We start from the raw sequence: 25,539 nt of genomic DNA on the forward strand, positions 1-25,539 counted from the left end.
TGGCATGGCTGATACGGCACGGCTGATACGGCATGGCTGATACTGGGAGGTATGGATGCTGAGCCCACCGCACCTGACGCCCACCACCCTCCGCGCGGATACGGCGCCACGCATGCGTGGCGGCCCGACGTGCTGGGAGGGGGCTTCCGCTCCCTCGACCTGCCGCTGCCGGATGACGAGCAGGCCACACTCGTCGCGTACGACCCTGCCTCCGGGGCACCCCGCGCGGCGATCGACCGGGACACCTGGGCGACGCTGGAGGACTCGATGCCCCGCGACCTCCTGGACGACGTCGCGATCCTCTACCTGCACGGCTGGTCGGACTACTTCTACCACGCGCACCTCGCCCGATTCTGGTCGCACATGGGCGCGGACTTCTACGCACTGGACCTGCGCGGCTACGGCCGGAACCTCGACCCCGAACGCGTCGAGAAGGCGCACTCGCCCCGACCGGACGACGACGAGCACGTGCAGCGACCGGGGTACATCACGGACCTCGCGGAGTACGACGCAGACCTCGAAGCCGCGCTCGCAGTCATCGAGGAGACCTCTCCCGGGCGGCGGATCGTCGTGTCGGGCCACTCCACCGGGGGGCTCATCGCCGTGCTGTGGGCGGACCGCAACCCCGGACGCCTGAGCGGGATCACGCTCAACTCGCCATGGCTCGAGTTCCAGTACTCGACGACCATCCGCAAGGTCCTCCAGCCGTTCCTGGGACGGGGACGGTCCGCCACGACCCCGCTGCGTCTGCACATGCCGAACTACTCCGCCGTGGCGACGTCCGCGACGCACGGCCGCCTGCCGTATGACGCCCGGCTCAAGCCCACGGACTCCTTCCCCGTGTACGCCGGCTGGATCCGCGCGATCTTCGCGGGGCACGCAGCCGTGGAGGACGGACTGGAGATCGACGCGCCGGTCCTCGTCCAGACATCGACGAAGAGCCTGCGGAAGATCGGATACGACCCGGAGATGGAGGCGACGGACATCGTCCTCGACGTCGACGCGATCGCCCGCCGGTCCATCCACCTGGGCAGGACCGTGGCGCTCAACCGCATCCCCGGCGCGATGCACGACCTCTTCCTCTCCCACCCCGCAGCGCAGGTCGACGCCTTCTCCGGCCTCCTGCGGTTCGCCCGCGGATTCCTGACTGCGGACGTCCTGCCGCGGGGGACCTCGGCGGCGGGCACCTCGACGGCAGCACCCACCGCGGGCCCTAGGATGCGGTCATGACTGAGATCACCCACGATGAGTGGTACCCCAGACTCGCCGCACGTGCGCAGGGCGGCCCCAGCGACCTGTCCGCCATCCTGGCGCTGGCATCGGCCGGCGGCGACCTCGTCGACTTCTCCGGCGGCTTCCCGGACCCCAGCCTCTACGACACTCAGCTGCTGGGCGAGACCGCGTCGAAGGCCATCGCGTCGAAGCCCGAGGTCGCACTCCAGTACGCGCCCAACTACGGCATCGCGTCGCTGCGCGAGGTGCTGCGCGGGCAGGTCACCCGCACGCAGGGCGTCACTCCGGGTGCGGATGATCTGATCGTCACGTCCGGCGGCGTCGATGCGATCACGCTGGTGTCGAAGTCGATGCTCGACCACGGCGACGCGGTGCTCGTCGAGGCCCCGTCGTACCTGGGAGCGTTCAGCGTGTTCCGGTCGCACGACGGCGTCTGCTTCTCGATGCGCAACGACGAGGACGGGCTGATCCCGGCCAGCATCGAGGAGGCGTACGAGCAGGCGCGCGCGGCTGGCCACCCGCCCAAGGTCGTCTACGTCATCCCCGACTTCCAGAACCCGTCCGGGCTCCGCCTGTCGCTCGAGCGGCGCCGCGAGGTCGTGGAGATCGCCCGGCGGCTGGGCCTGCTCGTGCTCGAGGACGTCGCATACCGCGACCTCGCGTTCGACGGCTCGTACATCGATTCGCTCTACGCACTGGGCCCGGACGTCACGGTGCAGATGGGCACGTTCTCGAAGACCTTCACACCGGGCACGAGGATGGGCTGGGCCTGCGGACCCGCGACCGTCATCGACGCGATGGCGCAGGCGAAGACGAACACGGACCAGTGCGCGGGCGCCCTGGGGCAGACGATCCTCGAGTCCTACATCGCGGAGGGCCACTACGCGGCGTCCCTGCCGGTGCTGCGCGGCGCCTACGCGGCACGCTGCGCGGGACTCATGGATGCGCTCACGGACGGGCTGGGCGAGCGGGCCTCGTGGACGCGCCCCGGCGGAGGGTTCTTCACCTGGCTGGAGATCCCGGGCGTCGACTCGAAGCAGCTGGCGGCCTCCGCGGTCGAGGAGGGCGTCGCATTCGTGCCCGGCGGTCCGTTCTTCGCGGACTCACGGCCCAACACGAACATCCGGCTGAGCTTCTCCGGCACGACAGTCGACCGGATGGGTGAGGGGATCGCGCGCCTGCGGAGGTCGATCGAGCGCCTGGACGGGTGAACGCGAGAACGCCGGGTCTCAATATTTGAGACCCGGCGTTTCACATGGCGGTAGCGGTGGGATTTGAACCCACGGTAGGGGGTTGCCCTACACGACATTTCGAGTGTCGCACCTTCGGCCGCTCGGACACGCTACCGCGGATAACTGTACACACGCGGCGGCTCGTCACCCAAATCGGTCGCCGTGAGCTGCGGCACGCACCTGGAACACGCCGCTGCGACGGCAGTCAGCAGTGCCAGTCAGCACACTCAGCGAGCCGGATCAGTCAGCGGCCCGGTTCGCGGCGAAGAAGTCGGTGAGCAGCGCAGCGCATTCGTCAGCCAGGATGCCGGCGAAGACGGTCGGGCGATGCAGTGACGCACGGTCGCGCGCCAGATCCCACACCGATCCGCAGGCTCCGGCCTTGTCATCCCAGGCCCCGAACACGATCCCGTCGACACGCGCGGCCACCGCCGCACCCGTGCACATGACGCACGGCTCGAGCGTGACCACGAGGACCGTGCCGTCCAGCCGCCAGCGACCCAGGTCCGCGGCGGCGGCCCGCAGGGCGACGACCTCGGCGTGCCCGGTGGGGTCGTGGACGGCCTCCCGCACGTTGTGCCCGAGCCCTCGCACGGCACCGTCCGAGTCGACCACCACGGCACCGACGGGCACATCGGATGAGGCGGCGGCCTCGGCGGCGACGGCGAGCGCCATCCTCATCCACGCCTCGTGCTCGGGCAGCGGCGCCAGGCCCGCGCGCGGCACCGGCCCGGCCGACAGCCCGGGAGCACTGTCCGATGACGTCATGGAGGTCAGCGCGATGCTTCCAGGACCTCCGCGAACCCCACAGCCTCGCCCACGTGCGCGACGATGCGCGCAGGGTCGGAGCTGTGGCGCTCGAGCTGGTCCAGCAGCTCGGCGGCCTGCACCCCGTCCCCCGCGAACAGGCTGGCATCGCCGCTCCACAGCGGAGGCGCCTCGAAGTCGAGCATCTGCGGCTCGTCCTCATCCTCGTCGTCGGAATCCTCCTCGAGCTCCTCGTCCGGATCGACGACGTCATCCTCCTCGTACTCGTCCGGCTGGGAGTCGAGGTAGTCCGCGAACAGGTCCGCATACGGGCTATGCGCTGCAGCCCGCACGTCGGACAGGAACACGGTCGCCTCCTCCCCCACCACGCGGACGAACGCGAACCACTCGTCCTCATGCTCGATCACCGCGATCGCGTCGCCGTCTGCGGAGCCGTCACCGGCACCGTCGATGAGATCGGCGAGCTCCGCGAGGTCCGCCACGTCCTCGACCACGAGGTCGAGCAGACGGAAGCCGTCATCGGTCCGGGACATCACTGCAGTGAAGTACGACATGCCTCCATTGTCGCCGATTCGCCGCGGATGTCACTGCCGGATCGAGCGCCCTCCGGTAGATTCGCACCCATGGACCTCCACGTCGCAGATCACCCCCTCATCGCCCACAAGCTCACCGTCCTGCGGGACGAGCAGACCGATTCGTCCCGGTTCCGCACGCTCACCGACGAACTCGTCATGCTGCTGTCCTACGAGGCGACTCGTGGGATCCGCACGGAGCCCAAGGAGGTCACCACTCCGGTGAGCACGACGACCGGCACGGCGCTGACCGCTCCCCGCCCCGTGGTCGTCCCGATCCTGCGCGCCGGCCTGGGCATGCTCGAGGGCATGCTCAAGATGCTGCCCACCGCCGAGGTCGGGTTCCTGGGGATGGTCCGGGACGACGAGACGTTCGACGTCCACACCTATGCGGAGCGCCTTCCGGCGGACCTCACCGACCGGCAGGTGTTCGTCCTCGACCCGATGCTCGCGACCGGGGGCACCCTGGCCATGGCGATCGACTTCCTGCTGGAGCGCGGCGTCTCCAGCGTCACGGCAGTCTGCCTGGTCAGCGCCCCCGAGGGCGTCGAGGCGATCGCGGACAAGTACCGGGGCGTCACCGAGGTCACCGTCCACACCGCCGCGCTGGACGAGCGCCTCAATGAAAAGGGGTACATCGTCCCCGGGCTCGGCGACGCCGGCGACCGCCTCTACGGCATCGTCTGAGGAGCACAGCCCAGCCACTCGCCGAAGACGCCCCAGAGTCGCCTCTGGGGCGTCTTCGGCATTCATAGGGCGGCATACGGGCGACTCCACGCGTCATACTGCGTCATATAACGTCACAAATGTCTTGCTTCTTCACCGAGTCGCGATGACAATGGCAGTCATGCAGTCAGTCTCCACACGATGCGGGATCGCGCGATCCCCCGTTCCCAGCATGGCGATGCCATGCGTTCGCGGCGCCCACTGACAGCTGCTGTGCCGGTCGCGAACGAGGTCTTCCACAGCGCACACCGCGGATGCCCATTTGTCCGCCGCACAGATCCCGTCGTTCCAGGAGAACCATGAGCGCCGCCGCACCCCAGCCCACCCCCATCCACCCGCGCAGTGCCCGCGCCGCACGCCGAACCGGAGCTCGTTTGACCCCCATCGACCCGCAGACGGCCCCCCGCACCTACGGACCGTCAGGAGTGTCCGCCGGCCCGCGCGCGGCACGTGGCATCGTCCTCTACGTCGGTCTCGACGAAGCGAAGGCGGCGGCAGAGGGCACGAACCTCACGGAGATCGCACAGGCACTCAAGGACCAGGTGACCGAGCTGGCCGCAGCGGCGGAGACGCAGGCCATCATCGCTCTCGCCCCCGACGGCCTCGGCAGCGACATCGACGCTGTGCGCGCCGTGTCCAACGGGTCCCAGGCCGCCACCGGCAGCCCCGCCGGAATGCACGGCCCGGTCCGCCAGCGCATCCCCTCCCGACTCAGCCCTCCGGCCCACCGCGAGGACCTGCCGGCTCCTGCGCACCAGGGCTCTCCCGCACCCTTCACCGCTGTCGCCTCACCTGCGAAGCCCGCCATCCGGTCCAAGTCGCATCCGAATGAGCACGCTCCCGTGCGCATCGACATCCCCCGCCGCGAGGTCCACACCGACGGGGCTCTCGTGACCGTCACCAACAAGGAGTTCGACCTGCTCGCGACCCTCGTCGCGAACACCGGACGCACGCTGTCCCGCGAAGACCTCATCGATGCGCTGTGGACCGAAGGCGGCGAACGGCCGGACGTGAGGACCGTCGACGTGCACGTGCGTCGCCTCCGCCGCCGGCTGGGCGGCTACTCGTCGATCGTCCGCACGATCCGCGGAACGGGCTACCGCTACGACGAACACCCCGACGTCGCGGTCTGGCAGGCGCGCGCCAGCTACTGACCTTCTGTGCGCGGCTGGCTGTTCGCGGCTGGCTGTGCGCGGCTGGCTGGTCGGCCCCGGTCGCGGCTGACCGGTAGAGAGCCCGTACGGCCAGCAGGCATCGAGCGCCCAGCATCACTCCAGAATCGCGACATAGAATCTCCGGGTGACTTCGCCGCGCCGTTCCCCCTACAGAGGGGTCCTCATCCTTGCGAGCGGGATCGTCCTGGCAGCCATGCTCGCCATGCACAGTCTTGTGCCGACGACCCGTGGGCTCGCCCTCATCGTCGACAGCATGCTGCCGTGGTCGTGGGTGCTGATCGCATTCCTGCTCCTCATCGCCCTCTTCCGACTCTCACTGCTGTCGATCGCCGGAGTCCTGATCCCCGTCGTCGTGTGGGCGTCGATGTTCTGGCCGTTCCTCCGCCCCTCGAGCGATCCGGTCGACCCGGACTTCACGATCGCGACGCAAAACGTGGGAGCCCGCCTTCCCGAACCGTCCGCGACCGCGCTCAACATCATCGAGCAGGATCCGGAGATCGTCACGATCCAGGAGATCGAGTCGGTGTCCGGGCAGATCATCCAGGACCAGATGGACTCCCACTACGCCCACTCGCAGGTCGAGGGATCCGTCGGCGTCTGGTCGGACTGGCCGATGAGCGAGGCTGAGGAGGTCGACCTCGGCCTCTCGTGGACCCGCGCGTTCGCGACCACCATCAGCACCGACCAGGGTGACGTCCGCTTCTACGCCGTGCACCTGCCGTCCGTGCGGCCCGGTCAGGAAGCACTGCGCAACGCGGCGCTCACGACGATGGCAGACCGCGTCGAGAACGACTCGGCGGAGCGCGTGATCGTCGCCGGCGACTTCAATGCGTCGTCCACGGACCGGTACTTCTCCGAGCTCACCGACGATCTCACCGATTCCCGCAAGGCCACGGGCGGCGGTTTCGGCTTCACCTGGCCGTCGAAGTTCCCCCTCACGCGGTTGGACCACTCCCTGAGCCGAGGCCTCGAACCGGTCGGCGACGAGGTCCAGGACCGCGGGACGAGCGATCACCGGGCCCTTCTCGTCTCCTACGACTTCTGAGCGCGCAGCACGGCTCCGAGACGACTCGCCGGTGCCGGCTCAGCGCCACTGGTGCCACAGCACTGCTCACGCCACAGCACCGCCGACTCATTGCGTGGTGCAGCCGCCCACCGGCACGCGCTCCTCAGCGCTGCTGCCCTCGGCAAGCGCCTCTTCCATCTCTGAGAGCGTGAGCGCGTACCCGGTCTCCGGATCCTCCCCCGATCGTGCGAAGACCATGCCGACGGCCCTGCCTTCGTCATCGAGAAGCGGACCCCCCGAGTTCCCCGAGCGGACGACCGCACGCAGCGCATACACGTCGCGCAGGACCGTGTCCTCGTCGTAGATGTCGAGGCCCTGCGCAGTCACTGCTTCACGCACGCGCGCCGGTGAGATCGTGTACGGCCCGTTCTCCGGATACCCGACGACCACCGCGTCGTCGTCGGCGGCGAGCGGGTCTCCCAGCTCCAGCGGCTGCGCGTCCAGTCCCGGGACCCTCAGGACAGCGATGTCGCGCGCGGCATCCAGCACGACGAGTTCGGCCTTGTACGGCCGTCCGGCACCGCCCACCTGGACGATCCGCCCGGTCGACCCCGACACCACGTGCGCATTGGTCATGACCAGGTCGTCGTCGAAGACCCAGCCGGACCCGGACTGCAGCGCAGGGCACTGCGACGCCGTCGTCGTCACCCGCACCGTCCGGTCCTCCATCTCCCGCCCCACGTCGATCATGGCCGGGTCCGGTTCTCCTACGGACCGGATGCGCTCCGATTCCCCCGCGAACACCTGGGGGAACCCATTCGTGGCGAGTGCCTGCGAGATGGCGCCGACGGCCTCGGCGGAGGTGACGGGAGCGATCCGGTCCAGGAGGGACACGATGCGCGATTCCGCCACGGCCTCGTTCGCGGCCACCAGCGGCGTCGTGCGCACCCAACCGGCGACCAGCCACACGATGAGGAAGAACGCGACCGCCCCCGTGAGCGCACCGCCCACAGCATCGACGACGCGGCCCAGGCCATCGCCCAGCGCGGTCTTGAGAGTCGCCCCGGTCCACCCCCCGCCGCAGGCGAAGGCGATCCCGAGGATCAGCGGCAGCAGCGTCGCCAGTCCTGAGGCCCCGGCCTCGGACGCGATCCCCTGCTCGACCGCGAGATCCGCGAGCGGCGGACCGGCCAGACGCCCGATGACAGCACCCACGACGAAGCCGACCATCGTGCTCGCCCCGGCGACGAGACCCTGAGACCACCCCGCCGCCCCCGCGAGGACGGCGAAGACGATCAGGGCGACGTCGAATGCGGTCATTGTGCGGGCAGCCCCATCGCCCTCATCATCGACCTGCGCTCGGCGACGAGGCGGTTGAGGAGGAAGACCTCGTACTCCTTCTCCGCGGGACCACCCACCCCGGCTTCGACCCTGTCACGGACGGAGGGGAGGCTCGCGGCGACGCGGATCATCGCCTTCATGTGGCCGCGTGCCGGGCCCTGCGCCCATCGGCGACCTGCACGGCGGCCGCTCCACGTGCCGAGCATCCTGGCCTCCTCTTCGGTGAGCCAGCCGGCGCCGGCGTAGCGCATGAGCGACTCGCGGGCGGTCTTCGTCTCCCGGTACCAGAGGAAGAACGCGGTCGACCACCAGAGCACGGCGATGATGAGCGACATCGCCAGCATGACGATCAGGCTCATGACTCCCGACAGGGGCAGGCTCGCCGCGCCGTTCCAGGCCGCGTGGAGGAGCATGCCGGCGATGAGCCCCGGGACCCACATGAGGAGAGCCATCCACCACTTGCCGCGGCGAGCGGCGAAGCCGATGCTGAGTCCCGCGAGCGCCGTGAAGCTCGAGTGGAGCAGCGGGCTCATCACGCAGCGGACGAAGAAGAGGGCGATGAGGCCGCCGGCCTGGGCGTCTGCGTATGCGCTGTTGAGGTAGAGCAGGTTCTCCGTGAAGGCGAAGCCCGCACCGATGAGCGAGCCGTACATGAAGCCGTCCAGCGGGCCTTCGAAGAACTTCCGAGCGGCGAGGACGATCACGACGAGGAACACCGTCTTGGCGGTCTCCTCGAAGACCGGTGCCATCACGACCGCGCTGATGACCGGGCTCGAGGTGTCGATCCCGGTCAGTGCGAATGCGGCGACGCCGAAGATCAGCTGTCCCACGAGGGTGATGACCACAGACGCGACCGCGCCCCAGAGGACGCACGAGGCCATGAGGAGGAACGGCTGCGGCTTCCATCTGTCGAGCAGGAGCACGGTGCCGATGATCGCCACGAGCGGGATCCCGGACAGCAGGAGGATGACGAATCCGACGCCGCTGAAGGCGATCGACTGGAAGAGGATGATGAAGAAGAGCGCGATGCCCAGCGCCGCGGTGAGCAGGATCCCCGCGATCAGGAGGATGATGTTCCGCGTCTTGTGGGGGTTCACATCATTCGAACGCACCGTGAACTGCGTGGTCCACGAGGCGTTGGCGGGTCCCCCGGGGTGCTGCTGGATCACATGCGGCTGCGCATGGGGGTGACCAGGCGCCATCGCAGAGCCGAACTGCGGACCACCCATCTGCTGCCGCATGGCAGGTTGCTGCACAACGGGTTGCTGCACAGGAGGTCGCTGCTGGTAGCCGGGTTGCATCGGCGCGTGCTGCATCGGCGCGTGCTGGGCCGCGGGTCGCTGCTGCACCGGGGGCTGCTGGGCGGGAGGCTGGAACCGTGCCTGCTGAGGGTGCGGGCCGGGGCCCGGCTGAGCAGGGTGGCCCGGCTGACCAGGCTGGACGGGCTGACCATGCTGGACAGGCCCGGGAGCACCTGGACCTGGCTGGCCCGGCCCCTGCTGCATGGCGGGATGCTGTTGGCCGGGAACATGCTGCGCAGAGCCCGGCTGACCCGGACCCGGCTGCGAGCCGTGCTGCTGGTTCACCTGCTGCACGGGAGGCGGCTGCACGACAGGCTGCCGGGGAGCTCCCCCGGCACCCGGAGGCGGTCCCTGTTCGCTCCCCGGCTGCTGCGTGCGGGGGTCGTTCCACCCGTTCGTCATCCTCTGTCCTTCGGGCCGTCTCGCCACCCGACGAACGCTCGCCGGGCTCTGGTCAGTCGCAAGTCTACGGTCGCCGCCTGACACGGCGCTCCGCACCACGTGCCGGTTCAGCAACGTCGAGGCCCCGCCGTCCTGTCGGACGACGGGGCCTCGGGCGGGTGAGCGCGACCTCCAGCTGATCAGCCGATCTGCAGAGTGCCCGCCGAGTAGTCGGAGATCTCCTTGAGGAGCGATTCGTCCTCGTGCAGCTGGCGACCGAGCGACGGGACCATGTCCTTGAGGCGGGGCTCCCAGCTCGCGTACTGCTGCGGGAAGCAGCGCTCGAGCAGGCCCAGCATGATCGACGTGACGGTCGAGGCACCCGGCGAGGCGCCCAGCAGCGCGGCGATCGAGCCGTCGGCTGCGGAGACGACCTCCGTGCCGAAGCCCAGGACACCGCCCTTCTGCGGATCGCGCTTCATGACCTGCACTCGCTGTCCGGCGGTGATGAGGTCCCACTTCTCCGGATCGACCTCGGGAGTGAACTCCTCGAGCGCCTGGAAGCGTCCCTTCTTCGACTCCGCCAGCTGGCTCATGAGGTAGGTGACGAGGTCGAAGTTGTCCTTCGCCACATTGAGCATGACCGGGAGGTTGTTCCCGCGCACGGAGGTCGGGAGGTCAAGGAGGCTTCCGCCCTTGAGGAACTTGGGCGAGAAGCCGGCGTAGGGGCCGAACAGCAGGTAGCTCTTGCCGTCGATGACGCGGGTGTCCAGGTGGGGCACCGACATCGGCGGAGCACCCGTCGCGGCCTGGCCGTACACCTTCGCGTGGTGGCGGTCCACCAGCTCCGGATCGGAGGTGCGGAGGAAGAGTCCGGACACGGGGAAGCCGCCGTAGCCGCGACCTTCCGCGATGCCGGACTTCTGGAGGAGGTGGAGCGCTCCGCCACCGGCACCGACGAACACGAACTTCGCGTTGACCTCTGTCGTCTCGCGTGCACGGTCATCGCGCACGGAGACCTTCCACCCGTCGGCTGAGCGCTCGAGGTCCGTCACGGTGTGAGCCGTGCGGATCTGCACCCCGTTGTCCTCGACGTGGCCCAGCAGCTGGCGCGTCAGCGAACCGAAGTCCACATCTGTGCCGAGGCTGACCTTCGACACACCGTTGACCTGACCGGGTCCGCGGTTGTCGAACATGAGCGGCAGCCATTCGGCCTGCTTCGCTGCGTCGTCGGTGTACTCCATGTCCGCGAAGAGCGGGTTCCTGACCATCGTCTCGTAGCGATCGCGGATGTAGTCGCGGCCCTTGTCCCCGCGTGCATACGACATGTGGGGAACGGGACTGATGAACGTCGACGGATCCGCGATGATCCCTTCCTTCACGAGGAAGGACCAGTACTGGCGCGACTGATGGAACTGCTCGTTGATCGTGACGGCCTTGGTGATGTCGATGTCACCGTTCGCGCCCCGCGGAGAGTAGTTGAGCTCGCACAGCGCCGCGTGTCCGGTGCCCGCGTTGTTCCACGCGTGGGAGCTCTCACGGGCGACGTAGTCGAGCTTCTCGTAGACGCGGATGTCCCAGTCGGGCTGCAGGTCGTTGAGCAGCGCACCGAGCGTTGCACTCATGATGCCGCCGCCGATCAGTACGACGTCAGCGTTGTCCGTGGGTGTGGTCATCGAAACCCTCGCCTCTTCACATGCAGGTCGGTTCTGGGGGCACGTCGCGAGCACGGGGGTGCCGCACGTACCGCAACACTCCGACTGTACTCCCGAGCGTGTTCCCGCACTGAATCGGCCCTGCGCGACGACGTCGCAGCGCTCTTCCGCCCGAACTCTTCCGCCCGACTCGAGGTCACAGCACCCGGTCGCGACGGCTCCACGGTGCGCACGTCGACTTGTGGACGACGACCGCTCTGTCCACAGCCCCGCAGCGAGTCTGTCCCCGATGGCTCCGGGCCAGTCGAATGGCGTCATGACACCACGCATGCACCTCAGTCCGACTGCCCGCACCGCCTGTGCAGCACTGCTCACCGGTCTTCTCGTCGCCTCCCCCGCCGTCGCTCCGGCTGCGGCCCACTCACCCCATCAGCTGAACAGCACATCTCACCTCGCCGGCGATTCCGACCCGCAGCTCGCCGGGTCGCAGGAGGGGACATGGATGCTCGGCCGGTCCGTCGACAGCATCCTGGGGCCGGGCCAGTGGTACACCGCTGAGGAGGGACGCACCTGGTACGGCGCGTATCGGACGTTCCCCGACGAGTTCGCCTACTGCGTGGACGCGGGTCTCAAGACACCCCACACCCGGCACTTCGACGACGACCAGGAGGGAGAGGCGATCACATCCGCCCAGTCCGCATGGGCGCTCGACGAGCACGCGCAGTCCGAATCCGGACACGTCCAGGCGGCGCTGTCCGCACTGGTCCGACTCGATGAGGACATCCCCCACCGCCACCAGATCCCACCGGGCCACCCGTCCGACCTGGGCGCCGATTTCGCGGACACCGCCGCGGAGTTCGCAGCGATCGAGGAGGATGCAGAGCTGTTCGCAGGGCCCTACACCCTGTCCGTGGACATCCGCGTGCGCACGTTCCGAGCCCTCGACCGGCAGGCCGATCCGCCACTGCACGATGAGGCGATGGGGTCTGAGGCGGGCAGCGCGACGAAGGTCGCTGCCGACGAGGCCGATGCGCCGTCCACTGACGACGCGAGCCCGCTGACGTCCGAATTCCCGGTGGAGGCCGTCGTGTCGCTCACCAGCGCATCGGGTGAGCCGATGACCGGCCACCGCGTGGACGTGAGCGCAACCGGCGCACGCACCGCTGTGGACAGCGTCGTCACAGCCGAGCAGCCGACGGTCGTCGCCCTCACCGACCTCGACGCGGACAGCGTCACCGTCGACGCGTCGGCGGGTGACCTGCCGGCGACGACGGTCGAACTGCACCGCCCCCGAGGCCTCGGCTCCGACCGCGTGCAGGCCGTCGTCACAGCCGGGGAACCGACGAGCGCCACCGCTCAGGCGGTCTACGACCGCCCGCCGCAGCCCGAGGAGACGGAGCCGCCCCGCGTCGAGGTCCCGAAGCCTCGGCCGACGACGCTGCCCACACCCTCGCCGACACCGGAGCCGCCCGCCCCCACCAGCGAGCCCGAACCCTCGGAGGAACCTGCTGAAGAGCCCTCCGAAGAACCATCGGATGAGCCGTCCGAGGAGCCCGAGGAGCCTCCGACCACCGCACCGCCGGCACCGACCGAGGCCCCGGAGACACCCCCGGCACCAGACGCACCAGAGACCCCCGACGCACCCGAATCGCCGGACGGCACACCCGACGCGACAGAGGTCCCCGACGAGACCACGGCTCCCGGAACTCCCGATGCGACTGAGGCTCCCCCACAGACGGAGACCCCGGTTACGCCGCATGATGCACCGCGTGACACAGCCGAGGACGAGCCCGTCCCCACGTCGCTGCCCCGCACCGGCGCGGACTCCGTGATGGCGCTCGGGCTGGCGATCACGCTGATCGCCGTCGGGGTCGCCGCACTCACCTTCACACGACGCGGCTGACACAGGAGGCCGATACAGAAGGCTGACACACGCAGCGCCCCGGACTCATCGTCCGGGGCGCTGCGCGGTCACCGTCGTCTCACGGTCCGGCGGTTGCGCCGAGCTTCTTGAGCGAGGCCTCCAGGTCATCGTGGGAGATCACTGGCATTCCCAGTTTCTGCGCCAGCTTCGGATCCATCGCCGACCAGTCGTAGGAGAGAGTCACCTCCGTCGTCGAGGAGTCCGTCGCGTTCAGCTCCCACACCCACTGCCAGCCCGGCGGCTCTTCGCCCGCCGGTGCGGTCTTCCACGCGATGAGCTTGTTCTGGTCGAAGCCGATCACGTGGTTGTCGGTCTGGTAGTCGCCCATCGCCTCCGTGGACATATTCATGCGGAAGACGTCGCCGACGGCCTGGACCCGATCGGTGTGGTCATCGGAGACGACCGTTCCCGAACCGTCGATCTCGTGATGGCGCTCCGGGTTGGACAGGACGTCGAAGATCGCATCCGGGGTCGCATCCAGTATCCGGGTGACGGCGATCGATGTGTCTGACATGGCACTCTCCTTCTGCAGGTGGTGGCGTTGTCCCCGACGCTACACATGACAAGCCTTCCTGTTAAGTGGCGCGCCCCTCCACCTGCAGCCATCGAGTCACCGCACCCGCAGCCATCGAGTCATCCCCGATTCGCGGCGAAGTCCACGTACCAGTCGAGCACGACCGTGTCCGCGGCGGCATCCCGGTTCACAGACTGCGGATCGCCGCCCTGGAGCAGACGCTTGATGGGGATCTCCAGCAGCTTCCCGGTGCGGGTGGTCGGCACCCCCGGTGCCGCGATGATCTCGTCCGGGACGTACCGCGGCGAGAGCTGCTCCCGGATGGCCGTGACGATCCGCTCCTGCAGTCCGTCATCCACCGCGCCACCACTGCTCGGCACGACGAAGAGCGGCATGTAGTACTCGCCGCCCGGCAGCTCCGCCCCGATGACCATGGAGGCGGCGACTCCGTCGACCCGATCGACGATCTGCGTGATGTCGGCAGAGCCCATGCGGATCCCACCGCGGTTGATCGTCGAATCGGACCGACCGTGGATGACGTAGCTCTCGTCCTCGTGCCGCGTCACCCAGTCCCCGTGGCGCCACGCTCCGGGGAAGGCGTCGAAGTACGCCTCGCGGTACCGGGAGCCGTCCGTGTCATTCCAGAACCCCACGGGCATCGACGGCATCGGGGCGGTGACGACGAACTCGCCCAGCTCCCCCGTCACCGACTCGCCGCTGGTGTTCCACGAATCCGCCGCCACGCCCAGGTACGGCCCCTGCAGCCGGCCGCGGACCACGGGCGCAGTCGGGTTCGATCCGATGAAGCCGCTCGCGATGTCCGTGCCCCCGGAATCCGAACCCAGCTTCACCGTCTCGCTCATGTGCTCGTACACCCAGTCCCACGTGGGGTCCGGCAGCGGTGAGCCGGTCGACAGGATCGACTTCAGCCCGGAGAGGTCGTAGTCCGCCTTGGGCGAGTACCCCAGCCGCTGAGCGGTCGACAGGACCGCGGCACCGGTCCCGAAGTGCGTGACGTTCTCCGACGCGAGGAGGTCGAACTGCCGGTGCGGTCCACCCGCGAACGGCGCTCCGTCGTACGTGACGATCGTGACGCCGCGGCTCAGCGCGTTGACGATGAGGTTCCAGACCACCCAGGTCGTGGCCACGGCCGAGTACTGGATGTCGCCCGGGCGCGCGTCGTACTGAAGGATGTTCGCGCGATTCGCCTCGACCACGACTCCGCCGTGTCCGTGGACGATGCCCTTGGGCTTGCCCGTCGTGCCCGAGGAGTAGAGGACCCACAGGGGGTGGGAGAACTCGACCCGCTCGAACTCCGGCTCCTGCGGCGAGGCGACGATGGTGGAGTACAGCGCCGACGGCACGCGCAGCTCTTCCAGGAGCCCGTGCTGAGCGCTCGCATCCTCCGCCGGGCCGTCCCCAGCCGGCACCTGCTCAGCGGACTCCTGCTCCGCAGACTCCTGCTCGACAGGCGCCTGGTCGATCAGCACGTGGTGGGTGACGGTCGGGAGCACGTCGAGCAGCTCGTCCACGCTCGGGAGCAGGTCGATGGTCTTGCCGTTGAAGAGGACGGAATCCGCGGTGACGAGCACCGTCGGCTCGATCTGCGCGAACCTCTCCGCCACGCCCTGCTGCCCGAAGTCGGTGTTGACGACCGACCAGACCGCACCGACCGTGGCCGTCGCGAGCAGCGCGACGACTGTCTGGGGCAGGTTCGGCAGGACTGCACAGACCGTGTCCCCCGGTCCGACGCCCCAGTCCCGCAGGCGGGCGGCGAACGCACCGACCTGTCCGCGCACCTCGTTCCACGTGAGCACCTCGCGGCGGTCGTCCTCGTGGCGGCCGATGATCGCCGGCTCGTCGCCCCGTTCGTGGGACCACCGCAGCAGGTTCTCCGCGTAGTTGATGCGGGCGCCGGGGAACCAGCGGACATCAGGCATGGTGTCGCCGTCGCGCACCGGTCCGTCTCCGCGCTCCCACACGACGCCGGCGTACTCGATGATCTCCTCCCAGAAGACGTCGAGCCGATCGATCGTCCACCGCCAGAACTCTGCGTAGTCGCCCTGGGGCGCGTCGTGGCGCTCCCCCATGAGCCTCTGGAACTCCCGCATCTGCGAGGCTTCGACGGTCGCGGGATCGGGGCGCCACAGCACTGTGGGGGATTCGGGCATCAGGACCTGCTTCCTTGCTCGGGTCTGCGCGCCGGAGGACGGGGCCGCGACGCGCGTGAAGTGTATTCCGCATCACATCCTAGGTGCCGTGCGCGCACCTCTCACACCGAGGGGAGCGTCGCCTCACACCAGGGGGAGCAAGCGCCTCACACCGAGGGGAACAGACGCCCCACAGAGCGGTGAACCGACTACTCACAGCGCGGTGAGCAAGCGCCACAGCGCAACGTCGAACGCCGCGTGACGCGCGCGTCCGTGCATGTGGCGGACGGCCGCATCGGTCTTCCGATGCCACGCCCGCACCGCCCCGTCCGGGTCCCCCGCCACCAGCGCTGCAAGGATCCGCCTGTCGTCCGCCAGGATGCTGTGCGCCGTGCGCGCGTAGTCCATGCGCAGGACTGCGATGAGCATGCGCACGCGCACCGTCGAGGATTCGAAGAGCCTCACCGTCTGCTCGAGGCCCGAGGCCCGGGCCACCTCCTGCTGGAACCGCAGGTCCGCGTCGCCCACGTTGGCGCCGGTGGCCGCCCCCTCCGCGATGGCGTCGAGCACGCGCCGCGCCCGGAGCAGATGGCGGCGGGGCCGCGACGAGGCCGCGCGGAGCAGCACGTCGCCCAGGAGCATGCGTGCGGCGTAGAGCTCGATGACGTCGTTCGCGGATGCCAGGGGGATCCGCACGTCCCCACGACTGCCGTCCAGCAGTTCGTCGTCGACCATCCTCCGGAGCACGTCGGCGGCCACGGATCGGGGGACATCCAGCAGGCGTGCGGCGTAGGCGCCGGTCAGAGGGTCCCCTGGGCGCAGGTCGGAGGCGATGATCGCGTCGCGCAGTCGCACCGCGAGCATCTCCGTCACAGACACCCCTGCACGGGGCATCCAGGCACCCAGATCCCTCCGTGAGTCAGAAGTCCGCCGGACCTCGGAAGTCTCCTCGCCGTCCCGCGTCGGATCCAGCACCCCACCCCGGTCGGCCGCCTCAGCAGCGTCCGGCAGCGGCCTCCACGACACCCAGCGACCCGCATCGCCCGATCCCACCGCGTCCGCCAGAGCCGCGAGTGCACCCAACGGCACCTCGACCGCATCCACGAGGTCCTCCCCCAGCCCCGGCGGCTCAGAGACGCCGAGCACGTGGAGCGCCGCACGGAAGGCTGCGCGCCGACGCCTGTGCACACGCGGACCGGATGAGGAGACGGCCTGCTCCGCTCCTGGGTCGATGTCGAAGGTCGTCCTGCACGCATGGCCGTCGACCTCGACGGCGGTGAGGATGAGGCGGCGGCCCGCCGACGCACGAGCGGGCGAACCCGCGGACCGCGGTCCGGCAGTCGCGGATGCCCCGTTCCCGGCCTCGGCCGCGCCGTCCGCCAACCGCCGCACCGCACGGGACACGATCGTCTGGCTCAGCCCGATGCGCTCCGCCAGCGACCTCGTCGACCAGGCGGGACCGTCCACGGACTCACCCGCCCCGGCCAGCATCCGGGCCACTGCAGTGTCCGCGGTCTCCTGGATCCGGGGCCGACCGCGCGCCACCCCCACCGCATCCGTCGCCATGCGATCAATTATGACTCATTCACGGCAGGTCGCACCGGCGCACCGTGACCGACCCACGGCATCGCACCCACACTGGAGTCACACGCGGACCGCGGCTCAGCGCGGATCCGGCTCGGACAGCTGACGAGGACGCAGCAGAGGAGAGCACCATGCAGACACGCACCCCCACCACACGGCCCACGACCGGCTCCGACACTGCCGGCCCCGCAGTCACCAGTGCCGCTGTCACCAGCCCCGCAGCCACCAGCAGCGCGGTCACCAGCACCCCAGTCACCAGTTCCGCGACCACCGACGCAGACCGCTCGCCGACCGCCCGGATCGCGGAGCTGACCGAGATCGCCGATCGCGCCGTCGACACCTCGCGCCGCTGGCTGCGCGTCGCCTCCGGCCTGCAGGTCAAGGACCCGGGCGCGGACCGGCTCGCCGCGGTCCTCGGCGACGAGGGGGGCGTCGACTTCACCGTGGGATTCGTCGACCGGGTGATCCGCACGGAGGACCCTCACGCCGCAGGTGCCGCGCTCGTCGACATCGCGGAGGACGCACCCGCGTCCCTCCCCGCACTGGACCGCGCGCAGATCCGCGCGGGCGCGGCACTCGCCCCCGTCATCCCCCAGGTCGTCGTGCCCGCCGCCCGGGCGCGGATGCGCCAGATGCTCAGCCACATGATCGTCGACGCCCGGCCGGGTCCGTTCGGCAGAGCGGTCGGTGCCCTGCGCGCCGACGGATCCAAGCTCAACGTCAACCTGCTGGGCGAGGCGGTGCTCGGCGAGGCCGAGGCTCAGCACCACACCGACGAGGTCCAGCGCCTCCTCCACCGCGACGACGTCGACTACGTGTCCGTGAAGGTGTCGTCGATCGCGTCCCAGATCGACCTGTGGGCATTCGAGGAGTCCACGGACATGGTGTGCGAGCGCCTGCGCCCGCTGCTGCGCTTCGCCGCCTCCCAGCCCGCCGGCACCGCCTTCGTCAACCTCGACATGGAGGAGTACCAGGACCTCGAGCTCACGATCGCGGTCTTCACCCGCCTGCTGAGCGAGCCGGAGCTGCTCCACTACGAGGCCGGCATCGTCATCCAGGCGTACCTGCCGGACGCGCTGGATGCCGTCCAGCGGCTCTCCGCCTTCGCCGCCGAGCGCGTCGCCCGCGGCGGTGCGGGCATCAAGATCCGCCTCGTCAAGGGCGCGAACCTGCCGATGGAACAGGTGCACGGCGAGCTCGCGGGATGGCCCGTGACGGTGTGCCCGTCGAAGGAGGACACCGACGCGAACTACAAGCGGGTCCTCGACTGGGTCCTGCGGCGCGAGCACCTGGACGGCCTGCGCATGGGCGTGGCCAGCCACAACATCTTCGACATCGCCTTCGCCCACGAACTCACGCGTGCCCGCGGCGTGGACGACGCCGTCGAATTCGAGATGCTCCAGGGCATGGCGCGTGCGGAGGCCGCCGCGATCGGACGCGACGTGGGCGACATCCGCCTCTACGTGCCCGCCGTCCACCCGGACCACTTCGACGCGGCTGTGTCGTACCTGGTCAGGCGCCTGGACGAGAACTCGTCCCCGGAGAACTTCATGTCCGGGATCACGGAGCTGCGCAACGGCAACCACATCTTCCGGCGGGAGGAGGACCGGTTCCGCACGGCGATCGGCATCCTCACCGACACGATCGCCACGGACGACGACGCACCTCCCCGCAGGCGTCGCACACAGGACCGCGCGCAGGAAGCCGCCGCCGAGGCCGCCCGCACCTCCCCCACCACCGGCACCGCCCAGCCGGGCGGCTCCCCCGCCACCGGCACCGCCCAGCCGGGCGGCTCCCCCGCCGCCGGCACCGTCCAGCCGGGCGACGGCCAGTCCTCCCCGGCCGGGGCCTCGGCGGCGGTCCTTCCGGTCCTGCCGGACGAGTTCCGGAACGAGCCGGACACGGATCCGGCCCTGCCCGCGAACCGTGCGTGGTGGACCGACCACCGCGACGGAGCCACGCGCTCCTCCCCCGCGGCCATCTCCCTGCCGAACGCAGACGCGGTCGACGAGGTCGTCGCACGCGCCCGCACCGCATCCACCGCGTGGCAGGAGGCCGGCGCCCAGCACCGCGGACGCGTCCTGCTGCGGGCGGCGGACATCATGGGGGCGCGCCGCGGCGACTTCCTCGCGGTCATGGCCGACGAGGTCGGCAAGACACCCGACCAGTCCGACCCGGAGGTCTCCGAGGCGATCGACTTCCTCCGCTACTACGCACTGCGCGCACAGGAGCTCGAGCAGATCGACGGTGCCCGGTTCGCGCCGGACCGCGTCGTCGTGATCACTCCGCCGTGGAACTTCCCCGTCGCGATCCCCACCGGATCGACGGTCGCGGCACTGGCCGTCGGAGCGTCGGCGATCCACAAGCCGTCCTCTCCCACGCCGCGCTGCTCCGCGCTCATCATCGAGTGCCTGCACGATGCGGGTGTGCCCGCGGACGTCCTTCAGCTGGTCCGGCCCACGGAGGGTGGAGTGGGCAGGGCCCTCGTCTCCCATCCCGACGTCGACCGGGTCATCCTCACCGGCGCGTCCGAGACCGCGATGCTCTTCAAGTCGTTCCGCGCCGATCTGCCGATCGCGGCGGAGACGTCCGGCAAGAACGCGCTCGTCATCACTCCGTCCGCGGACCGCGATCTGGCCGTCGCAGACCTCGTGGCCTCGGCCTTCGGCCACGCGGGGCAGAAGTGCTCGGCAGCTTCATTGGGAATCCTCGTCGGGTCCGTCGCGGATTCCCGCAGGTTCCGGGACCAGCTGATCGATGCCGCCTCCTCGCTGATCGTCGGCTGGCCGGCGTCCGGGCCTCAGGGCGCGGACCGCACGCAGGAGCACGCGGCGAGCATGGGGCCGCTCACGATCGAGCCGGAGGACAAGCTGCTCCGCGCGCTCACCACGCTGGAACCGGGCGAGGAGTGGCTGCTGGAGCCCCAGCGCCTCGATGACACGGGCCGCCTGTGGTCGCCGGGCATCAAGACGGGGGTGGCACCGGGGTCGCACTTCCACCTCACCGAGGTGTTCGGGCCCGTGCTCGGCCTCATGCGGGCGGATTCCCTGGAGGAGGCCATCGAGCTGCAGAACGCGGTCGACTTCGGGCTGACCGCCGGCATCCACTCGCTCGATGCGGACGAGGCGGCCCAGTGGCTCGACGAGGTCCAGGCGGGCAACGCCTACGTGAACCGCGGCATCACCGGCGCGATCGTCCAGCGGCAGCCGTTCGGCGGCTGGAAGAAGTCGAGCGTCGGGCTGGGGTCGAAGGCCGGCGGTCCCCGCTACCTCATGCAGTTCGGCACGTGGCACGATGCGGCGGGTGCGCCGAAGGACGCGGGAGCCTGGCTCACGGCCGCGCAGGAATCGGACCGGCGTGCGTGGGCGACGATGGGCAAGCCGACGGACCCCACGGGCCTGGAATCGGAGGCGAACATCCTCCGCCTGCTGCCCCGCCCCGTGACCGTCCGGGTGACGGACCCCGTGGCGCCCGAGGTCCTCGCACGACTGGCGCACGCCGCAGCGACCGCGGGCGCTCCCCTCGCGTGGAGCCTGTCGGAGCAGGCGGTGCACGCGGGCGCCGCGAACGTCGACGCCACCGCCGAGGCCGTCGTCGAGTCCGCGGACGCGTTCGCGGCCCGCGTGGCCGGCGGCGACGTGGATGACACGGTCGGTGCGCGAATCCGGGTGGTCGGTGAGGTGGAGGATGCGCTGCGGCAGGCCACCATCGAACGGCCGGAGGTCGCGATCCTGGAGGGTCCCGTCACCGGTTCCGGTGAGGTCGAACTGCGGCACTACGTCCACGAGCAGGCCGTCTCGATGACACTGCACCGGTTCGGCACCGCCAGCCGGTCGTTCCACGCCCTGGCCGACCGTCTGCGCGGCTGAGCGTCAGTAGAAGCCGGAGCCGTCAGGGTCGACGTTGACGACGACCTTTCCATCGACGATCTCCGCGGTGCCGCTGATGTCGAACGTCACCGTCTCGTCGAACGTCTCGGTATCGTCGAAATAGTCCGTGTAGGTGCCGGTCACAAGCGCTTCGCCCGGCGATTCGCTGGTGACCCACCACGCGGCCTGTTCGCCGTCGTAGTCCCCGAAGCCGTAGTAGTCGTCACCGGTCACTGTGACCGTCGGGTACGACTCGATGGACCAGACGATGTCGCCCAGATCGTCCATGTACGTGGATCCGTACGATGCGAACGGGCAGCCGTCCGGCTCCGCGTCCGTCTTCGCGGCGCACGTGTCGATGAGCGTCTTCACCTGAGACTCGACCTCGCTGCGGAAAGCGTCCGTCGGTTCCGCCGCGAGGACCGTGGCTTCGCCGTCGCCGTCGGCACCGGTGAAGAACACCCGGGACTGGACGGCCGCGGCTTCCACGAACTCCGACTCCTCAGCCAGGCCGACCGTGTAGAGCGCGGGGAACGCGGGAAGCTCGACGCCTCCCCCGCTGGTGGGGACATCGACGCCGTTCACCTTCACGGTGTCGAGTCCCGGTGCCCCCACGGACAGGTTGTAGAGGTCCGGGGACTCCAGCTTCCAGTCATCGAAGAACATCGCCTTCTTACCTGCCTTGCGCAGGCTCAGCGTCACGGAGTTCTTGCTTCCGCCGATGTCGTAGCTGACATCCACAGTGGCACTGCCATCGCTGACCTGGGAGTCCTCGATGGTGACGTCCTGTGGGAGCGCCTCTGCGGCACGCAGGACATCGTTCGTGAGAAGCGTGCGCTGCTCCGCGGGCACATTCACGTCGGCGACGCGGAGGGCACCGTCCGCATCGCCGTCGGACAGCTCGGAGAAGTACTTCTCCGCCACCGCCTCCGGTCCGAACATGCGGCCGTTGAGCTGGGTGACGACGATGATCCCGCCCACGAGCGCGACGACGAGTGCACCGGCGACGACCCCGATGATCGTCGCCTTCCGCTTGTCGAAGGGCTGGGCGGGGGCACCGTGCCCCGCGGGGTTCGGTCCCGGTGCGGGGTACCCCGGCGGAGGAGGGCTGTCGTAGGTGGGAGCCGTACCAGGAGCAGCGGGAGCAGCGGGAGCCTGCACGGGAGGTGCGGCCTGTGCGCGCGCTGCCATCTCCGCGGCGATGTCCGGATGGATCAGTGCGCCGCGCGGTTCATCCATGCCGAGGGTCTGCCCCCAGTACGGGTGGATCGCACGTCCGGCGAGGAACTTGGTGAGCGCGGGAAGGCTCATGACGAGGCGGGGGCCCACGGTCCGCGACAGCACCTCGATGATCACGCCCCACACGGCGAAGAGGAGGAACGACCAGGGCAGTGCACCGACCCCCGCACGGAGCCCGCCGCTGCCCCCGAACTCCTCCATCAGCTCACCGGAGCCCACCATCGTCACCCGGATCGGGAGGACGAGGAGCGACAGGAGTCCCCACAGCACGAGCAGCGCGACGGGTGCGCGCCACGCCGACGACCACTGCTGCGGATCACCGGCCGCGACGGTCCAGTGCGGACGGCGGGTCACCGTCGACACCAGGGCTGCCAGGAGCACGGACAGTACGACGACCAGGAGACCCAGCCAGAGGATCCCCGGCGTGTGCTCGCTGAAGAGCGTCACCGATGACGACACACCGTCCGTGAAATCGGCCAGTGCGCCCTCTGCCGCCACGGATACACCGCCCAGGTGGACGATCGAGGTGAGGACCGCACCCGCATTCACGAACAGGAGCGGGACGGTCTGCCACGGCATGTCCAACGAGAGCGGCAGGACGAAGAGCGCGATGACTGCGAAGACGGCGACAGCGATCGCAGTGTGGACGAGGGCCACGAGCCCGGCGGGGACCACCCAGCGCAGGAACGGGGCACCGATCGCCTCGGTGCCCTTGAAGTGCCCGGCCACTCGCGCCCAGGCAGTCGTGACGAGGACGACGAGGAGGGGCAGGAAGAAGGTCCTCGCCGTCACGGCGGAGAATTCGAGGGCGGCGGTCCCGCCCGACTCCGAGATCGACAGGCGCGCGGCGAAGATGAGCTGGAGCAGGAAGACTACGAGGGTGAAGGCCAGCGACGTGATGCCGATCCGCAGCCAGGTCGCGGCCCTGTGGGGCGACGGGAATCTCGCCTCACTGCGCTTGGTCAGCCACCACAGCAGTCCCACGGTCACGATGCTGATGAGGAGAGGGGCGCCTGCGATGTGCATCGCCCCGTCCAGCCCCACGACGCCGTCGAAGTCGGCGTTCACACGGACGACCCCTGAACCTCCGAGGGCCAGGGCCAGAAGGACGAACGGCAGGGTGTACCCGACCGACCCTCCGCTCATCCCGAACTCCTCCGTCATGGAGGACAGGTCCGCCATGGACGTCAGCAGCGCGGAGACGATGATCGAGAGGACGATGCCTGTGAGCAGCGCGATGCCAGCGGGGACCAGTGCGGTCCGCCAGGTCACCCCGTGGGCCAGGACGCCCAGCGGACCCTGGGAGAAGGGTCGCTGCGCCGGCTGGGTCTGCTGGGGATAGCCGCCCACCGGCGGCTGCATGCCGGGGTGCTGCGATCCGGGATGGAAGGGCAGCCCACCGGGGTGGACGGGCGGCGGTTGCACTCCCGGGTGGGCGCTCTGCGGCCGGCTGCCGTAGGAGGAAGCTCCTGGCTGGCTGCCATAGGCACCTGCGCCCGGGTACTGATCTGGATGGCGACCGGGCTGCTGGCCCGAGTACTGACCCGACTGCTGGTTGGGCTCGTGGCCCGGAGCATGTCCCGGAGGCGGCGGTGTCGGCGGTGCACTGCCGGGGCGCGGAGGCACGGGGCCCGGGCCGGCAGTCTCTCCTGTGGCACCTCCGCCGGCTGCGGCGCCCCGCTCGTCAGGTTCGTCGCTCGGCTTCGGCTCTCCGGGAGAGGTCGTCATCGCAGTCCTTCATCACACGCACGTGCCGTGACGTGCTCGCCTCAGCACCAGGTCAAGTGCCTCATCAGCCATATACTATGGCCGAAAGCCATCCTGAATGTGGACTTTTCACAGTCGCGAAGGACTCTCGAGCGGAAGTGACGCAGACATGAGCCAGCCCCCTCCTCCCTCCGGCGGCGGCCAGTGGGGCTGGGAGGGTTCAGGTCCCTCACAGGGGCACTGGCCCACCCCTCAGACCCCGCCCACGCAGCCGCCTCCCCCGCAGCAGCCCCCACAGCAGGGACAGCCGCAGCCGGCACAGCCGCAGTTCCAGTACGCCGGCGGTCAGCAGTATCCCCACGGTGGGCGCCCGCACCCCTCCGGCGACCAGCCGCCCAATCGCCGCCGTCCCCGGCTCATCGCACTGGTCGCGGTCCTCGTGCGCGTCCTCGGGGTGGGGATCGGGTGGGGGATGACGAATCTGCTGTCGCAGGACGACACCACTGCAGTAGCCGCCCCCAGTGAGGCGCCCTCGGCCCCGGCCTCGGCGTCGGCAGCACCTGCCCCCTCCCAGTCAGCAGGAGCGGAGGACGGCGGCCCCGGATCGGCGCCGGCAGAGGAGCTCCCCGACGACCCGTCGGAAGCGCTCACGCAGATCTCTGAGACCGACGAAGAAGAAGTGGTCGCGGAACTCGACGGCAAGTGGGTCCCGCAGATCAGCTCGAAGAAGGCCGGCATGGAGATCGACGGCAAGACGTGGACGGACGAGGACATCCTCGCCGACCACCAGGCGCTGCGCGACGAGCACCCGCGCGTGCGACTCGTCTGGTCCGGCAACTTCGGAAGCTTCAAGGAAGGCGACTTCTGGATCACGATCGCCGGGATCGGATACTCGGACGCCGAACAGGCACTGAGCTGGTGCGCGACGAACGGGCTCGGCCCCGATGACTGCTACGCGAAGCAGCTCAACACGGGCGGCGGTCACGAGGGAACGACCAAGCTGCAGTAACAGGTTCCCCACCGCATTCGTAGGGGATTCCCCCTCCCCGCGGGGCGGCTCCGGTCGTTAGCTTCGAAGTATGGGCACTCACTCATTCCGGCGCACAGGCTCATCCCGGCACACGCGCTCACCCCGACGAATTCACTCGCTTCGACACAGGGG

17 protein-coding genes and 1 tRNA gene are annotated in these 25,539 nt (G+C 69.6%); 8 read left to right on the forward strand and 10 right to left on the reverse strand.

Going from position 1 to position 25,539, the window contains the following annotated elements; translation table 11 throughout:
* Positions 1 to 51: 51 nt before the first annotated feature.
* On the forward strand, positions 52 to 1,230 hold the full coding sequence (locus tag BSP109_RS00830) for an alpha/beta hydrolase (RefSeq protein ID WP_101599071.1): 1,179 nt from the start codon (positions 52 to 54) through the stop codon (positions 1,228 to 1,230).
* Positions 1,227 to 2,444 (forward strand): PLP-dependent aminotransferase family protein, encoded by a 1,218-nt coding sequence (locus tag BSP109_RS00835; protein WP_101599072.1) that lies wholly within the window; start codon positions 1,227 to 1,229, stop codon positions 2,442 to 2,444. Before BSP109_RS00830 ends, BSP109_RS00835 begins: the two co-directional genes overlap by 4 nt.
* 45 nt (positions 2,445 to 2,489) lie before the next feature.
* On the opposite strand, the gene BSP109_RS00840 is transcribed toward BSP109_RS00835, so the two are convergent.
* The 3 genes from BSP109_RS00840 to BSP109_RS00850 form a co-directional block, all read right to left on the reverse strand.
* Positions 2,490 to 2,580 (reverse strand) — tRNA-Ser (locus tag BSP109_RS00840).
* Positions 2,581 to 2,705: 125 nt separating this feature from the next.
* Positions 2,706 to 3,233: a tRNA adenosine(34) deaminase TadA gene (gene tadA / locus BSP109_RS00845; protein WP_256970238.1), complete on the reverse strand. Its 528-nt coding sequence runs from the start codon at positions 3,231 to 3,233 to the stop codon at positions 2,706 to 2,708.
* A gap of 5 nt (positions 3,234 to 3,238) precedes the next feature.
* Complete coding sequence (locus tag BSP109_RS00850; protein WP_087005724.1) at positions 3,239 to 3,787, reverse strand: tRNA adenosine deaminase-associated protein; 549 nt, start codon at positions 3,785 to 3,787, stop codon at positions 3,239 to 3,241.
* Between the two features lie 69 nt (positions 3,788 to 3,856).
* Here BSP109_RS00850 and upp point away from each other — a divergent pair, with 69 nt between their 5' ends.
* The 3 genes from upp to BSP109_RS00865 all read left to right on the forward strand — a co-directional run bounded on the left by upp (position 3,857) and on the right by BSP109_RS00865 (position 6,751).
* The gene (gene upp, locus BSP109_RS00855) at positions 3,857 to 4,492 is read left to right on the forward strand and encodes a uracil phosphoribosyltransferase (protein WP_087005721.1); all 636 of its coding nucleotides are present in this window, start codon (positions 3,857 to 3,859) and stop codon (positions 4,490 to 4,492) included.
* 338 nt (positions 4,493 to 4,830) lie between these two features.
* Positions 4,831 to 5,685 carry a winged helix-turn-helix domain-containing protein gene (locus BSP109_RS00860; protein WP_179207073.1) on the forward strand — a complete coding sequence of 285 codons (855 nt, stop codon included), beginning with the start codon at positions 4,831 to 4,833 and terminating at the stop codon, positions 5,683 to 5,685.
* A 145-nt stretch (positions 5,686 to 5,830) separates the two neighbouring features.
* Positions 5,831 to 6,751 (forward strand): endonuclease/exonuclease/phosphatase family protein, encoded by a 921-nt coding sequence (locus tag BSP109_RS00865; RefSeq protein WP_087005716.1) that lies wholly within the window; start codon positions 5,831 to 5,833, stop codon positions 6,749 to 6,751.
* A gap of 87 nt (positions 6,752 to 6,838) precedes the next feature.
* Here BSP109_RS00865 and BSP109_RS00870 read toward each other — a convergent pair whose 3' ends face one another.
* The 3 genes from BSP109_RS00870 to BSP109_RS00880 form a co-directional block, all read right to left on the reverse strand.
* The gene (locus BSP109_RS00870; RefSeq protein ID WP_101599073.1) at positions 6,839 to 8,032 is read right to left on the reverse strand and encodes a MarP family serine protease; all 1,194 of its coding nucleotides are present in this window, start codon (positions 8,030 to 8,032) and stop codon (positions 6,839 to 6,841) included.
* Positions 8,029 to 9,294, reverse strand: a complete 1,266-nt coding sequence (locus BSP109_RS00875; RefSeq protein ID WP_179207072.1) for a PrsW family intramembrane metalloprotease — start codon at positions 9,292 to 9,294, stop codon at positions 8,029 to 8,031. The genes BSP109_RS00870 and BSP109_RS00875 overlap by 4 nt, the downstream gene beginning before the upstream one ends.
* Before the next feature lie 641 nt (positions 9,295 to 9,935).
* Positions 9,936 to 11,411, reverse strand: a complete 1,476-nt coding sequence (locus BSP109_RS00880) for a malate:quinone oxidoreductase (protein WP_087005707.1) — start codon at positions 11,409 to 11,411, stop codon at positions 9,936 to 9,938.
* Positions 11,412 to 11,706: 295 nt separating this feature from the next.
* On the opposite strand from BSP109_RS00880, the gene BSP109_RS00885 reads away from it, so the two are divergent.
* Positions 11,707 to 13,293: a hypothetical protein gene (locus tag BSP109_RS00885; protein WP_143275824.1), complete on the forward strand. Its 1,587-nt coding sequence runs from the start codon at positions 11,707 to 11,709 to the stop codon at positions 13,291 to 13,293.
* Positions 13,294 to 13,372: 79 nt separating this feature from the next.
* On the opposite strand, the gene BSP109_RS00890 is transcribed toward BSP109_RS00885, so the two are convergent.
* The 3 genes from BSP109_RS00890 to BSP109_RS00900 all read right to left on the reverse strand — a co-directional run bounded on the left by BSP109_RS00890 (position 13,373) and on the right by BSP109_RS00900 (position 17,544).
* Positions 13,373 to 13,828, reverse strand: coding sequence for an SRPBCC family protein (locus BSP109_RS00890; protein ID WP_087005701.1), 456 nt, complete (start codon positions 13,826 to 13,828; stop codon positions 13,373 to 13,375).
* 119 nt (positions 13,829 to 13,947) lie between these two features.
* The gene (locus BSP109_RS00895; protein WP_101599074.1) at positions 13,948 to 15,999 is read right to left on the reverse strand and encodes an acetoacetate--CoA ligase; all 2,052 of its coding nucleotides are present in this window, start codon (positions 15,997 to 15,999) and stop codon (positions 13,948 to 13,950) included.
* A 192-nt stretch (positions 16,000 to 16,191) separates the two neighbouring features.
* On the reverse strand, positions 16,192 to 17,544 hold the full coding sequence (locus BSP109_RS00900) for a GntR family transcriptional regulator (RefSeq protein ID WP_101599075.1): 1,353 nt from the start codon (positions 17,542 to 17,544) through the stop codon (positions 16,192 to 16,194).
* Between the two features lie 149 nt (positions 17,545 to 17,693).
* Here BSP109_RS00900 and BSP109_RS00905 point away from each other — a divergent pair, with 149 nt between their 5' ends.
* Positions 17,694 to 21,431, forward strand: a complete 3,738-nt coding sequence (locus tag BSP109_RS00905) for a proline dehydrogenase family protein (protein ID WP_101599076.1) — start codon at positions 17,694 to 17,696, stop codon at positions 21,429 to 21,431.
* A 3-nt stretch (positions 21,432 to 21,434) separates the two neighbouring features.
* Here BSP109_RS00905 and BSP109_RS00910 read toward each other — a convergent pair whose 3' ends face one another.
* Positions 21,435 to 24,398, reverse strand: coding sequence for a hypothetical protein (locus BSP109_RS00910; protein ID WP_257944504.1), 2,964 nt, complete (start codon positions 24,396 to 24,398; stop codon positions 21,435 to 21,437).
* A gap of 148 nt (positions 24,399 to 24,546) precedes the next feature.
* On the opposite strand from BSP109_RS00910, the gene BSP109_RS17615 reads away from it, so the two are divergent.
* On the forward strand, positions 24,547 to 25,386 hold the full coding sequence (locus BSP109_RS17615) for a hypothetical protein (RefSeq protein WP_257944505.1): 840 nt from the start codon (positions 24,547 to 24,549) through the stop codon (positions 25,384 to 25,386).
* Positions 25,387 to 25,539 lie beyond the last annotated feature (153 nt).

Origin of the sequence: Brevibacterium sp. Mu109, from assembly GCF_900169375.1 — a bacterium.
Taxonomy (GTDB): Bacteria; Actinomycetota; Actinomycetes; order Actinomycetales; family Brevibacteriaceae; genus Brevibacterium; species Brevibacterium yomogidense_A.